9 protein-coding genes are annotated in these 13,647 nt (G+C 71.8%); 1 reads left to right on the top strand and 8 read right to left on the bottom strand.

The features are described from left to right. Positions 1-115: 115 nt before the first annotated feature. Positions 116-2,413 (top strand): ABC transporter permease, encoded by a 2,298-nt coding sequence (locus tag IE217_RS02060; protein ID WP_190175919.1) that lies wholly within the window; start codon positions 116-118, stop codon positions 2,411-2,413. A 325-nt stretch (positions 2,414-2,738) separates the two neighbouring features. Here IE217_RS02060 and pgi read toward each other — a convergent pair whose 3' ends face one another. The 8 genes from pgi to IE217_RS02020 all read right to left on the bottom strand — a co-directional run bounded on the left by pgi (position 2,739) and on the right by IE217_RS02020 (position 13,129). Beyond that, positions 2,739-4,391 (bottom strand): glucose-6-phosphate isomerase, encoded by a 1,653-nt coding sequence (pgi, locus tag IE217_RS02055; protein ID WP_190175918.1) that lies wholly within the window; start codon positions 4,389-4,391, stop codon positions 2,739-2,741. 69 nt (positions 4,392-4,460) lie between these two features. Further along, positions 4,461-5,729: an MFS transporter gene (locus IE217_RS02050; protein WP_190175917.1), complete on the bottom strand. Its 1,269-nt coding sequence runs from the start codon at positions 5,727-5,729 to the stop codon at positions 4,461-4,463. Positions 5,730-5,866: 137 nt separating this feature from the next. Then, a complete protein-coding gene (locus IE217_RS02045; protein WP_003957010.1) occupies positions 5,867-6,202 on the bottom strand; it encodes an RNA polymerase-binding protein RbpA in 336 nt (111 codons plus the stop codon). Between the two features lie 206 nt (positions 6,203-6,408). After that, on the bottom strand, positions 6,409-6,645 hold the full coding sequence (secG, locus tag IE217_RS02040; protein ID WP_100569504.1) for a preprotein translocase subunit SecG: 237 nt from the start codon (positions 6,643-6,645) through the stop codon (positions 6,409-6,411). 121 nt (positions 6,646-6,766) lie between these two features. Continuing rightward, on the bottom strand, positions 6,767-7,543 hold the full coding sequence (gene tpiA, locus IE217_RS02035; RefSeq protein WP_190175916.1) for a triose-phosphate isomerase: 777 nt from the start codon (positions 7,541-7,543) through the stop codon (positions 6,767-6,769). 6 nt (positions 7,544-7,549) lie between these two features. Then, positions 7,550-8,761, bottom strand: a complete 1,212-nt coding sequence (locus tag IE217_RS02030) for a phosphoglycerate kinase (RefSeq protein WP_190175915.1) — start codon at positions 8,759-8,761, stop codon at positions 7,550-7,552. A 152-nt stretch (positions 8,762-8,913) separates the two neighbouring features. Next, positions 8,914-9,921, bottom strand: coding sequence for a type I glyceraldehyde-3-phosphate dehydrogenase (gene gap / locus IE217_RS02025; RefSeq protein ID WP_190175914.1), 1,008 nt, complete (start codon positions 9,919-9,921; stop codon positions 8,914-8,916). Between the two features lie 247 nt (positions 9,922-10,168). Continuing rightward, positions 10,169-13,129 carry a M14 family metallopeptidase gene (locus IE217_RS02020; protein ID WP_190175913.1) on the bottom strand — a complete coding sequence of 987 codons (2,961 nt, stop codon included), beginning with the start codon at positions 13,127-13,129 and terminating at the stop codon, positions 10,169-10,171. Between the last annotated feature and the right edge of the window lie 518 nt (positions 13,130-13,647).

Genomic DNA, 13,647 nt, shown 5'->3' with positions numbered 1-13,647 from the left:
CTCCGGCGCGTCCGACGCACGACCGCCCGGCGCACCACCTTCCGGCGCGTCCGGCGCAGGACCGCCCGGGGCGGGACCGTCCGGCGCACCCGGCCCGGCCGAGGGGCTGAGGGCCGTGCGAGCCACGCTGCGCTGGGCGCACTCCGATCTGCGCACGCACCGCGGGGAGGCGCTGTTCATCGTGCTGGCCACGGCGGGCATCGTCGCCTCGCTGCTGCTGGCCACCGCGCTGTTCGGCTACGCGACCAACCCCTGGCAGCGGATCTTCACCCAGTCCCGCGGCGCCCACGTCTGGCTGCACACCGTGGGCCCGGCCGACACCGCCCGGCTCTCCGCCCTGGACGGCGTCGAGTCCGTCGCCGGCCCCTACGCCACCGAGTCCGTCACCGTCTCCTCGCGCGGCACCCGCGCGACCGTCGAACTGCGCGCCACGCCGTCGCGGCCGTCGGTGGGCCGTCCGCTGCTCACCTCCGGCCACTGGCTGGACCCCCGCCGGCCCGACGGCGTGGTCCTGGAGAACCGCCTCGCCCGCGCGCTCCTCGCCGAGCCCGGCGACACCCTCACCCTGCCCGGCACCACGCGCGCCCTCACCGTCGTGGGCACCGCCGACAGCGCCGAGCCCCGCTACCGGCCGGGCGAGCAGCCGGGCCTGGTGTGGGCGCCGCCGTCCGCCGTGCGCGACCCCGGCGGGCGGGTGATCGGGCTGCGCCTGAAGGATCCCGGCGACACGGACTACGCCGTCCAGCGCGCCGTCACCGTGCTCGGCGCGGGCGCGGTCGGCGAGGTCTCCACCTGGCAGCAGGCGCGGGCCGAGGCACAGGGCGACAACCGGCTGCTCGGCCAGGTGCTGGGCCTGTTCGGGCTGGGCGCCCTGCTGGCCGCGGGCTTCGCGGTGCACGGAGCGATCGCCACCCGCATCCGCGGGCACCTCCGGGACATCTCGGTCCTGAAGGCCATCGGCTTCACCCCCGGCCAGGTCGTACGCATCTTCCTGCTCCAGCACGTCGCGTACGCCCTTCTGGGCGCCGTCGCCGCGGCGCTGCTGACCCAGGCACTGGGGGCCGGTGTCCCGGGCCGGCTGGGCGACGCGGTCGGGGTGTGGCAGGGCCTGCCGGGACACACGGTCTCGCTGCTGGCGGTGCCGGTGGGCGCGGTGCTGTTCATCGGCGCGGTCACCGGGCTCGCGGCCTGGCGGGCCGGACGGGTGCCGCCGGTGCCGGTGCCGGGCGGCACGGGCGCCCCGGGCGGCCGACTGCCCGGCGTGGCACGACGGGCCCTCGGCCCGCGGCTGCTGGGGCTGCGGCTGCCGCCCGCGCTGGTCCTCGGCTCGCACAAGGCGTTCACCCGCCGTCCGCGCACCCTGGCCACGGTGGGCAGGCTGGCCCTGCCGCTGCTGCTGATCGTGGTGGCGATGAGCGCATGGACCACCATCGACCGCTTCCACACCAGCCCCGAACGGCTCGGCCTGCCCGCCGCGCTCACCGTCCGCGCGGACAGGGGCCTGAGCGACACGGCGACCCGTGCCCTGCTGGAACACGAAAACGGCGTACGCGCGGTCTACCCCGGCGTCGAGGTGGCCGCCCTGGTCCCCGGCCAGACCGCGACGATCGCCCTGCGCGGCCTCGGCACCCACGACGACCCCTATCCCTACGCGCTCGCCGAGGGCCGCCCCGCCGACGGCCCCGACGAGGCGGTGGCCGGCCAGGGTCTGCTCGACCTCCTCGACGTGCGCGTCGGCGACTGGGTGCGGATGACGGTGGGCGACCAGCCGCAGATCCTGCACATCGTGGGCCGCAGCATCGAACCGGAGAACGCGGGCCGGGTCATCTCCACGTCCCTGGACACCCTGCGCGAGAACGACCCGAGGCTGGCCCCGACCCTGTACCAGCTCCGCCTGCGCCCCGGAGCCGACCCCCACCAGGTCGCCGCCGCCCTGGCCACGGCCGGCCACGGCCACCTGGACGTGCACACCGTGACCAACCCTGCCGACGGCCTCTCCCCGCTCCGCGCGGTCATTGCCGGCCTGATCTGCGTGCTCGCCCTGATCGGCCTCATCGAGCTGCTGACGGCGATCGGCGGCACGGTCCGCGAGGGCGAGCGCGATCTGCTGGCCCTGAAGGCCATCGGCCTCTCCCCCCGCCAGGTCACCGCGATCACGGTGACGTCGACGACCTGCACCGCGGCGGCGGCGACAGCCACCGCCACGGCCCTGGGCCTCCCCTTGTCCCACTGGCTGATCAATACCCAGGGCCGCACCAGCGGCATAGGCGCCGGCATCGCCACAACCCCGTCCCCGGCCCTCTTCACCCTCTTCATCACCGCAGCGATAGCCGGAGCGGCAGCCCTCTCAACACTCCCCGCAACAAGAGCAGCCCACCACCGCTCAGCGGACACGCTGAGCGCGGTGGCGTAGGGGGACGGGGACAAGGCGGCGGGGGGAGGCGGGCTTCCCGGCGGGGTGCAGGGGGCGGAGCCCCGCGGGGGTCCGGGGCGGAGCCCCGCGGGGGTCCGGGGCGGAGCCCCGCGGGGGTGCAGGGGGCGCAGCCCCCGCGTGGGGTCCGGGGCGGAGCCCCGTGGCGGGACTTCCTGTCCGACCGAGTCGGGCGGGCGGGTGGGAAACGGGGGGTGCAGGGGGCGCAGCCCCCGCGTGGGGTCCGGGGCGGAGCCCCGTGGCGGGACCTCCTGTCCGACCGAGTCGGGCGGGCGGGCAACAAGGCGGCGCCCGGAACCCCCGGCACTCAACGACCGCGCAGCGCGCGATACCTCCGTACCAACCCCCGAGTCGACCCGTCCAGCCCCTCCACCTCGCCCCCCTCCGTCAACGCGGGCTCCACCCGCTTCGCCAGCACCTTCCCCAACTCGACCCCCCACTGGTCGAAGGAGTCGATGTTCCAGATCGCGCCCTGCACGAACACCTTGTGTTCGTAGAGGGCGATCAGCTGCCCAAGCACCGACGGGGTCAGCTCGGTGGCCAGGATGGTCGTGGTCGGATGGTTGCCGTGGAAGGTGCGGTGCGGCACCTGCTCCTCGGGCACCCCCTCGGCGCGGACCTCCTCCGCCGTCTTGCCGAACGCCAGCGCCTGGCCCTGCGCGAACAGGTTCGCCATCAACAGGTCGTGCTGCGCCTTGAGTTCGCCGCTCAGCTCGGCCACCGGGTTGGCGAAGCCGATCAGGTCGGCTGGGATCAGCTTCGTGCCCTGGTGGAGCAGCTGGTAATACGCGTGCTGGCCGTTGGTGCCGGGCGTGCCCCACACCACGGGCCCGGTCTGCCACTCCACGGGCTCGCCGTCGCGCTGCACCGACTTGCCGTTGGACTCCATGTCCAGCTGCTGCAAGTACGCGGTGAACTTGGACAGATAGTGCGAGTACGGCAGCACGGCGTGCGTCTGGGCGTCGAAGAAGTTGCCGTACCAGACGCCCAGCAGGCCCAGCAGCAAAGGCACGTTGGACTCGGCCGGCGCGTCGCGGAAGTGGTCGTCGACGAGCCGGAACCCGTCCAGCATCTCCCCGAACCGCTCGGGCCCGATCGCGATCATCAGCGACAGCCCGATCGCGGAGTCGTACGAGTAGCGCCCGCCTACCCAGTCCCAGAACTCGAACATGTTGGCGGTGTCGATGCCGAACGCGGCGACCTTCTCCGCGTTGGTCGACAGCGCCACGAAGTGCCGGGCGACCGCCTTCTCCTCGCCCCCGAGCCCGGCCACCAGCCAGTCACGCGCGGAGGTCGCGTTGGTGATCGTCTCGATCGTGGTGAACGTCTTGGACGCGACGATGAACAGCGTCTCGGCCGGGTCCAGGTCGCGGGTCGCCTCGTGCAGGTCGGCCCCGTCGACGTTGGAGACGAACCGCACCGTCAGCTCGCGGTCGGTCCACGCCCGCAGCACCTCGTACGCCATCGCCGGCCCGAGGTCGGAGCCGCCGATGCCGATGTTGACGACGTTGCGGATGCGCCGGCCGGTGTGCCCGGTCCACTCGCCGGAGCGGACGCGCCGCGCGAAATCACCCATCCGGTCGAGCACTTGGTGCACCTTGGGCACCACGTTCTCGACGTCGACCTCGATCACCGCGTCCCGGGGAGCGCGCAGCGCGGTGTGCAGCACCGCCCGGTTCTCGGTGACGTTGATCCGCTCCCCGCGGAACATGGCGTCCCGCAGCCCGAACACGTCCGTCGCCGCCGCCAGTTCCCGCAGCAGCCGCAGGGTCTCGACGGTCACCAGGTGCTTGGAGTAGTCGATGTACAGGTCGCCGACCTGGAGCGTGTATTGGTCACCGCGCTCCGGGTCGGCCGCGAACAGGTCCCGCAGATGTGTCCCGGTCAGTTCCTCGCGGTGCTTGGCGAGAGCGGTCCACTCGGGCGTCTGGTCGAGCCTGCCACGGCCGTCTGCGTTCATCTCGGACTTCAGCCTTCTTTCCTAGCCGTCCTGCTGTGTCCTGCCCCGCTGCCGGTCCAACCTAGTTGATCAGGCCGCGCGGTGGCCCGTCGTCGCGCCGCCGTCCGGCACGACAACAGGTACGTCCCGTCGGCGCGCGGATATCAACGAGGTGACGGCGAAGCCGAAGAGGACGGCGGCCAGGAGCGCGGGCGCGTTCAGCCCCCAGGCGCGGGCCGCGGCCCCGCCGAGCAGCGCTCCGAGCGGGGCGCCGGATGTCGAGGCGGTGCGGAAGGCGGCGGCTGTGCGGCCCAGCATGGACTCGGGGGCGCGCTGCTGCATGAGGGTGACCTGGTTGACGTTCCACACCATGCTCATGGCGCCGAGGAGCGGCAGGGCGGGCAGGAGGGCCGCGAGGTGGCGGACGGTCCCGGCGAGCAGCAGGCACCCGGTCTGCACGGTGCCCGCGACGATCAGCGCGCGGAGGCGGCCGGTGCGGCGCGCGAGGCGCTGGGCGACGAGTCCGCCGGCGAGGCTGCCCGCGGAGTACGCCGTCATGGCGGCCGCGAATCCGGCGTCGCCCGCGTGCAGCCAGCGCGTCACGTGAAGCACGAGGGTGGCGATCAGGGCGCCCATGCCGATGTTGCACAGCAGTGTGGCCCCGCAGATCGCGCGCAGGGTGCGGTCGGCCCACAGTACGCGCAGGCCCTCGCCGATCTCGGCCCGCAGGGTGCTCCCGGCCGGGCGCGGCTCGCGCCGAGGCGGCCGGGTCCGCAGGGAGGCGACCAGGGCGGCGGCCAGCAGGTAGGTGCCCGCGTCGGCCGCGAAGGGCATGAACGCCCCGGCGGCCAGCAGCAGCGGCACGAACGGTCCCGCGAGCAGTCCTCCGGCGAGCTGCTGGCCGGTCATCAGCCGGGCGTTGGCGCTGCCCAGTGCCTCGCGGTCCACCAGGGAGGGCAGCAGGGCCGTGGCGGCGTTGTCGAAGAGCGTCTGCAGGGTGGTGAGGGTGAAGGCGAGGACGAGCAGGAGCGCGATGGAGGCGTGCCCGAGGTCCACGGCGAGCGCGAAGGCGGCGACGAGCAGTCCGCGTACGGTGTCGACGGCCCACATGGCGCGCCGCTGGTCCACGCGGTCCGCGACGGCCCCGCCGAGCAGGCCGAACAGCAGCCACGGCGCGTAGGCGCAGACCGTGACGGAGGCGACGGCCAGCGGCTCGTCGGTGAGCCGCACGGCGAGCAGGGGCAGCGCGGCGGTGCGCAGCGCGTCTCCGAACCGGGAGATCACGGCGGCGCTCCACAGCCGCCCGAATCCCCCGCGCCACGCGGGCCGCCGCAGGGCTGCCACCTCGACCGTCGTCACCGTCGTCGTCCCCCTCACGATTCGCCGATGCACAAACCGTAGAGGGCGGCACTGACAATCGGTCCGGGGCGAGGTGCGGGCCGGGAGACGGACAGGTCCGGCAGTGTGCCCCGAGGGGCCCGGCCGGACCTCAACTCCTAGATTTCGCCGCGCAGTTTGGCGAGCGCCTCGGCCAGGATCGCCTCGCCGTCCGCGTCGCTGCGCCGCTCCCGTACGTACGCCAGGTGCGTCTTGTAGGGCTCGGTGCGCGGCGGGTCAGGCGGGTTGTCCCGGTCCTGACCGGCCGGGAAGCCGCAGCGCGGGCAGTCCCAGGTGTCGGGAACCTGCGCGTCGCTGGCGAAGCTGGGCTGCGTCTCGTGCCCGTTGGAGCACCAGAAGGAGATGCGCAGACGCGGCGCGGACTCGCCGCGCTCGGCCTCGCCCATCGGCCCCGCCCCGACCCGGCTTCCTCGGATCGCGTTGCCACTTGCCACGGTCGTAACTCCCTGCGTGATGGTGCCGCAAAGCGAGTCGGCGTTTCGCTTCACTGCGAGCGCCTCAGTCTACGTAAGGCCCAACGCGCGTCCAGTGATTGGAGTTACCGGCCCCCACGCACAGACGCAAGCCCCATGATAGGCCGCGCTCAGGAGCGCGTACCGACCATGGGGCTTTACGTACGGAATGTGCGGTCTGCGCCGCGTCAGCTGCTGGTCTTCATCAGGATGCCGAGCACGATGATGCAGGCGAGCCACAGCAGACCGATCACCACGGTGATCCGGTCGAGGTTGCGCTCGGCGACCGAGGAGCCGCCGACGGAGGACTGCATGCCGCCACCGAACATGTCGGAGAGGCCGCCGCCCTTCCCCTTGTGCATCAGCACCAGCAGCATCAGCAGCAGGCTGAAGACGATCAGGGCGATCGAGAACCCCAAAACCACGGCTGGACCAACTTCCTCGGATTCGGATGGACGACGGGGCACGGTGGCAGGCCACCGTGCCCCCGCAAGGGTACGACGAATCGCCGTCGCCGCCTACTCGCAGCTCGCGGCGCTGATCAGGTCACTGATCGCGGAAGCGCACGATCTTGACGAACTCGTCCGCGTCCAGCGAGGCGCCGCCGACCAGGGCGCCGTCGATGTCGGCCTGGGCCATGATCTCGGCGACGTTGCCGGCCTTGACGGAGCCGCCGTACTGGATGCGGACCCGGTCGGCCACGTCCCGCGAGTACAGCTCGGCGAGCTTGCCGCGGATGGCCGCGCAGACCTCCTGGGCGTCCTCGGCGCCGCAGACCTTGCCGGTGCCGATGGCCCACACGGGCTCGTAGGCGATCACGACGGTCTCGGCCTGCTCGGCCGGGAGGTCCTTCAGGCCGCCCTCGACCTGGGCGAGGGTGTGGGCGACGTGGTTGCCCGCCTCGCGGACATCCAGTTCCTCGCCGACGCACAGGATGGGGGTCAGGCCGTGCTTGTAGGCGGCCTTGACCTTGGCGTTGACGATCTCGTCGGTCTCGTGGTGGTACTGGCGGCGCTCGGAGTGGCCGATCGCCACGTAGGTGCACTTGAGCTTGGCCAGCATCGGGCCGGAGATCTCGCCGGTGTAGGCGCCGGAGTCGTGCTGCGAGACGTCCTGGGCACCGTACTTGATCTTGAGCTTGTCGCCGTCGACCAGGGTCTGCACCGAGCGCAGGTCGGTGAAGGGCGGCAGGACGGCGACCTCGACGGCCTCGTAGTCCTTGTCGGCCAGGGCGAAGGCGAGCTTCTGGACGTGGGCGATGGCCTCGAGGTGGTTGAGGTTCATCTTCCAGTTGCCCGCCATCAGGGGCGTGCGGGTGGTCATTGAGGTTCAGTCCTCCAGTGCGGCGAGGCCGGGGAGCGTCTTGCCCTCGAGGTATTCGAGGGAGGCGCCGCCACCGGTCGAGATGTGGCCGAATGCCGACTCGTCGAAGCCCAGCGTACGGACGGCCGCGGCGGAGTCGCCGCCGCCGACCACGGTGAAGCCGTCCGAGTCGACGAGGGCCTGGGCGACGGCCCGGGTGCCCTCGGCGAAGTCGGGGTGCTCGAAGACGCCCATCGGGCCGTTCCAGAAGACGGTGGCCGCGTCGGCCAGCTTCGAGGCGTACAGCTTGCGGGTCTCGGGACCGATGTCCAGACCCTCCTGGTCGGCGGGGATGGCGTCCGCGGCGACGGCGGTGGGGTTGGCCGGGGCCTTGGTCCTCAGGTCCGGGAAGTCCCGCGCGACCAGGGTGTCCACCGGCAGGACCAGCTCGACCCCGCTCTTCTCGGCGCGCTCGAGGTACTCCCTGACGGCCGGGATCTGGTCCTCCTGCAGGAGCGACTTGCCGATCTCGTGGCCCTGGGCCTTGAGGAAGGTGTACGCCATGCCGCCGCCGATGAGCAGCCGGTCGGCCTTGCCGAGGAGCTCGTCGATCACGGCGAGCTTGTCGGAGACCTTGGCGCCGCCGAGCGCGACGACGTAGGGCCGCTTGACGTCCTCGGTGAGCTTCTTCAGGACGCCGACCTCGGTGGCGATGAGGTAGCCGGCGTAGTGCGGCAGGCGGGCCGGGAGGTCGTAGACGGAGGCGTGCTTGCGGTGCACCGCGCCGAAGCCGTCGCCGACGTAGACGTCCGCGAGGGCGGCGAGGGCGGCGGCGAACTCGCCGCGCTCGGTGTCGTCCTTGGAGGTCTCGCCGGCGTTGAAGCGCAGGTTCTCGATGACGGCGACCTGGCCGGGCTGAAGGCCGTCCACGGCGTCGTGGGCGGCGGGTCCGACGGTGTCCTGGGCGAACGCCACGGGGGCGTTCAGCAGTTCGCCGAGCCGCTCGGCGGCGGGCAGCAGCGAGAAGGCAGGGTCCGGGGCGCCCTTGGGACGGCCGAGGTGGGAGGCGACGACCACCTTGGCGCCGGCCGCGGCGAGCGCCCTGACGGTGGGCAGGACGGCGCGGATGCGGCCGTCGTCGGTGATGACGCCGTCGGCGAGCGGCACGTTCAGGTCGGCGCGGACGAAGACCCGCTTGCCGTCCACGCCTTCGGCGAGAAGTTCGTCGATCGTCTTCATGGGTGGTACTCCTGGTGAGAGGGCTCTTGATCGTACGAGGGCCGGCCGGTCCGCGGGCGGGCCGGGTCCGGCCGTACGTGCGTCAGGGCCCGGACGGCGCGTCAGCGCGCCGTCCGGGCCCCAACTCGCATCGAGGTGCCTGTTTCAGCCGATCAGAGCTGGTTGCCCACGAAGACCGTCAGGTCGACGAGGCGGTTGGAGTAGCCCCACTCGTTGTCGTACCAGCCGATGACCTTCACGTTCTTGCCCTCCTGGACCATGGTCAGGGAGGAGTCGAAGGTGCAGGACGCCGGGGCGTTGACGATGTCGGAGGAGACGATCGGGTCCTCGGTGTACTCGAGGATGCCCTTCAGCTCGCCCTCGGCGGCCTTCTGGAAGGCGGCGTTGACCTCTTCCTTGGTGACCTCGCGGGAGAGCTCGACGACCAGGTCGGTGACCGAGCCGGTGGGGACCGGGACGCGCATGGCCATGCCGTCCAGCTTGCCCTTGAGCTGCGGCAGCACCAGGGCGGTGGCCTTCGCGGCACCCGTGGTGGTCGGGATGATGTTCTCCGCGGCGGCGCGGGCGCGGCGCAGGTCCTTGTGCGGGAAGTCCAGGATGCGCTGGTCGTTGGTGTACGCGTGGACGGTCGTCATCAGGCCCTTGACGATGCCGAAGTTCTCGTCGAGGACCTTCGCCATCGGCGCCACGCAGTTGGTGGTGCAGGAGGCGTTGGAGATGACGTGGTGGTTCGCCGCGTCGTACTTGTCCTGGTTGACGCCCATCACGATGGTGACGTCCTCGTTCTTCGCCGGCGCGGAGATGATGACCTTCTTGGCGCCGCCGGCGATGTGCTTCTCGGCGTCTTCCTTCTTGGTGAAGATGCCGGTGGACTCGATGACGATGTCCACGCCCAGTTCACCCCAGGGGATGTCGGCCGGGTTGCGCTCGGACAGGACCTTGATGGCCTTGCCGTCGACGGTGATGGTGTCCTCGGTGTGCGTGACCTCCTGCTTGAGGCGGCCGAGGATGGTGTCGTACTTCAGCAGGTGAGCGGTGGTCGCGGTGTCACCCAGGTCGTTGACAGCCACGATCTCGATGTCTGCACCCTGCTCCAGCAGCGCGCGGAAGTAGTTACGACCGATGCGGCCAAAGCCGTTGATGCCTACGCGGATCGTCACGAACCGATCTCCTCGTTGGTACGCCGGTTTCGACGCCGGCGAGCTGTATGGGATGTCCCCGACCACCCCCGACCCTACCTCCCTGAAGGCCCCGAAGTGACATTCGAAGGGCCCGGAAAAGGCATAGCGGTCCGTACCCGTGAGTAGGCGTACGGACCGCCCGGAGCCGGGGTCTGATTCACTCCTTTTCAGGATGAGTGTCCGTGCATGTTGACCGCATTCATCACTCTTTCGTGCAGGGGTCGGCTCACTTGTCGAGTGCGGCGATCGAACGCCTCATGAGAGCCGCCCGGTCGGCGGCCGAGGGGAGGTGTTCGAGGCCGAAGCCGAGCAGCACCGAACGGCCCGTGGTGACCGCCCCGTAGGTCCGGAACAGGGTCCCGGTGCGGGTCCAGTCCTTCAGGACAGCCGGGCTGCCCGGCGGCGGTCCCGGCACGCTCCACGGACCGAGCGAGGTCTCGAACCCCTCGGTCTCCCTCGCCGTGCCGCCGACCACGAGCGAGGCGTCGTCGGCGAGCACGCCGTGGCCGCCGGTGCCCGGGTCGGTGACGTAGGCGAGGGCGACCTCGACGCGCTTGCCGGCGTAGGCGCTCAGGTCGAACACGGCCTGCTGCCAGCCGCTGGAGGACCCGGTGAAGCTGTTCCAGCGGCCGGTGGCGCCGGTCGCCGTGCAGCCGCCGGAGCCCAGGGTCAGGTAGTGCTTGAGCCAGGGGTGCTCGCCGATCAGGAACCCGGCCCCGCAGTCGGCCGGCACCGCCGTACTGGTCCTGCCCCCCTGTTCGGGAAGCGTCGTCCAGTCGTCGGCGCCGACGGTGTGGATCTCCATCAGCGCGTGGTCGTAACCGGGTTCGGTGTCCCACAGCAGCCGGGTGCTCAGCGCGGGCCGGTCGGCGGCGGTCACCTGCGTGAGGTCGATGGTGCGGGCCAGGCGCTTGTAGGCGTCGTCGGTGTGCACCGCGGCCGCCATGTACGAACCCGAGTACGGCCCGTACGGGTTGACGGTCCCGGCGAAGGCGCCCGCGCCGGCGCTCGCGAACTGCGGGTACCCGGCGGCGGGCAGTTCGTCGGAGGTGACCTTGTAGGTGCCGGCCGCGTCCAGCGGGTCGCCCGGCGCGCCGGCGAGGGCGCCGCTGAAACCGGCGAGCTTTCCGGCGCCGGTGAAACCGGTCGCGCCCGGCGTCGACGTACGCGAGTAGGCCCCCAGGTAGTACTGGCTGAAGTCGTCCGAGAGGGTGCCGTCGCCGAGGTCGACGCTGCCGCCGGCCCGCTGGCCCGCCTCGATCAGCTTTCCGCCCTCGTTGAGGTAGGCGCGCAGCTGGAGCTGGGTGGGGTTGCCCGGGCCCTTGGCGCCCGAGTAGTGGACGACGGTGCGGAAGTGCTTGAGTACCCCGAGCGCGTCGGGCACGCCCTGGGTGGCGACGTCCCAGACGGCCGCGCCGCGGTGGTTCGCCCTGAGCGCGTCCACGTACTTCTGCGCCTGCGTGGTGGCCGCGCCCTCCTCGGCGACCACCAGGGTGTCCGCCGGGGCGTAGCGGGCCACGGTGTAGGTGAAGTGCCCGCTCGACGACTCCTTCCCGCCCCGGTCGCGGCCGGTGAACCACACGTCGACGCTGTCGCCGGGGCGCGCGCCGCGCACCTTGGCGCGGTACTCGTCGAAGTAGAGGTGGTCGGCGCCGCCGTAGGTCGTCCCGCCCTTCCAGGGCCGCAGCGCCTTCACCTGGGTGCGCCCGCCGTTGATCCGGTAGCGCAGTTCCTTGTCCCGCACGGACTTGCGTACGACGGCTGAGACCTCCTGGTCGGCGCCGCGGGCGTAGGAGACCGGGAAGGCGGCCGGGGTGAAGTCGGCGGCGGTCAGGCCGACCGAGGAACTGGGCCGGTCGGGGTGGGAGGCCGTCTCGGCGACCGAGAGGGCGAAGGGAATGTTCTTCTCGAACTCCCGCTGGATGAGCTTCTCGTCGTCGGGGAAGTTGAAGACCGAGCGGCAGTCGGCCGCGTTCCAGGCGTCGCCGGGGTCGGAGTCGGAGGCCGTCTGACAGGTCGACATCTCGGGGGTGAACATCGCCATCCCGTTGACGTTGCCCGCGTGGCCGTCCGCCTCGCCGTTGGTGGTGTAGAGCTCCGAGGAGACCTGCGAACGGTAGCCGGGGATCGCGGGGTTGTCCGGGGTACCGGCGAGCGCCTTGTAGAGGACGTCGTCCGGGGTCGGGGTGGCGACCTGCCAGCCGACGCCGTAGAGCAGGAGTTCGGCGGCGGAGTGGTAGTTGATGCCGTACGTGAAGTGGACGCGTTTCTCGAACCGGTCGAGCGCCCGCGTCTCGGGCTCGGAGCCCGGGTTCGCGCCGCGGTAGGTCTCGCTGGTCGGGTTCGGGGACGAACCCTCGTCGTCGTAGCCCCACTTGTAGGCGAAGTTGCGGTTGAGGTCGACGCCGTCGCCGGTGGAGATGACTCCGTCGCCGTTGACGTCGCGCAGGTTCTTGCGCCACAGGCGGGTGGAGGGGTTCTTGAAGGTGTAGTCGTAGCCGTCGGGGTTGGCGGACAGGACGAACCACAGCTCGGTGGAGTCGACGATCTTCTTGACGCGCCGGTCGGTGCGGTAGTGGTCGAGGTAGTAGTGCATCAGCCGGCGGGTCATCTCCGGCGTGATCCACTCGCGCGCGTGCTGGTTGGACATGTACAGCACGGAGGGCCTGGAACCGTCCCTGGTCTTCCTCGCGTCCCTGGTGAGCTTGAGGGCGAGGATGTCCTGGCCGTCGACCGTCCTGCCGATGGAGACGACCTTGGTGAGGCCCGGGTTGGCCCGTCCGGTGCGGAGGATCTCCTCCTTCAGGCCGCCCTTGCCGCTGTAGGGGCGGAACACGCCCTGCGCGGCCGCCCGCACCCGCCTGTCGGCCGTGGCCGGCAGCTCGTGCTCGGTGACGTGGACGCCCTGCTTGCGCAGCCCGTCGGCCTGGGCGTCGGTGAGGTACAGCTCGACGGTGGAACGGCCCTTGGCGGCCACCTGGCCGCCGAGTTCCTGGCCGTCCTGGCCGGCCTTGAGCAGCAGGGGTAACTGCCGCTCGGTGACGTCGGCGTGGAACACCTTCACCTCGTCCGGGTGCGGCCGGGGTGAACTCCCGCTCCCGCTCTGCGCGTGGGCGGCCGGTGCGAGGGCCGCTCCGCCGAGCAGGAGCGCGCCGGCAGCGAGGATCGATCTCGCTCTGTGTCTCATGAAACCCCCTGGCGGTGGTCCGCCACAGCGGCGAACAGGTGCCAGGTTCATGTCACTTCTTGATCGAGTCAAGGGTGCCTCAAAGTCAGGAAAAGCCCACGTTCGGCCCCTGAAGGGGGTTCAGAACGGGGAGGTTGGCCATCGGGAACGTGAAGCGGGGCGGCCGGGACGGCGGGGTCGGTCGGGGCGGGTCTGGCTTGGCTCCACGCTGCCATCACCAGCACCCGCCCACCGCACGCCACGCGCACGCACGCACCACGGCCCACGCGGACGGCGGGCACGCGGATGCCGCACACCGATCCGGCGCACGGCTGTCGGGGGTGCCCGGACGCCCCCGCCGCTGGCCTCCCCGACCGGCGGCGGAGCGCAGATCGGCGTGCCGCGCGATCCGGCGCACGGCCCGACTCGGCGGCGCAGGGCGACGGGCGGCCCCGGTTGGCGGACGGCTCGGGCCGCCCGGCCCGGCGCCGGGGCGGCGGCAGGGGCGGTATCCCGCGGGGCGGCAGGCGCCCCGGATC

Origin of the sequence: Streptomyces naganishii JCM 4654 (assembly GCF_014650575.1) — a bacterium.
Lineage (GTDB): Bacteria > Actinomycetota > Actinomycetes > Streptomycetales > Streptomycetaceae > Streptomyces > Streptomyces naganishii.
This window is presented reverse-complemented; position numbering and strand designations above follow the sequence as displayed.

Bases quoted from the DNA above. Each gene is read 5' to 3' on its own strand.
- pgi (WP_190175918.1), bottom strand. From the start codon at position 4,391: ATGAACGCAGACGGCCGTGGCAGGCTCGACCAGACGCCCGAGTGGACC.
- tpiA (WP_190175916.1), bottom strand. From the start codon at position 7,543: ATGACCACCCGCACGCCCCTGATGGCGGGCAACTGGAAGATGAACCTC.
- IE217_RS02030 (WP_190175915.1), bottom strand. From the start codon at position 8,761: ATGAAGACGATCGACGAACTTCTCGCCGAAGGCGTGGACGGCAAGCGG.
- IE217_RS02020 (WP_190175913.1), bottom strand. From the start codon at position 13,129: ATGAGACACAGAGCGAGATCGATCCTCGCTGCCGGCGCGCTCCTGCTC.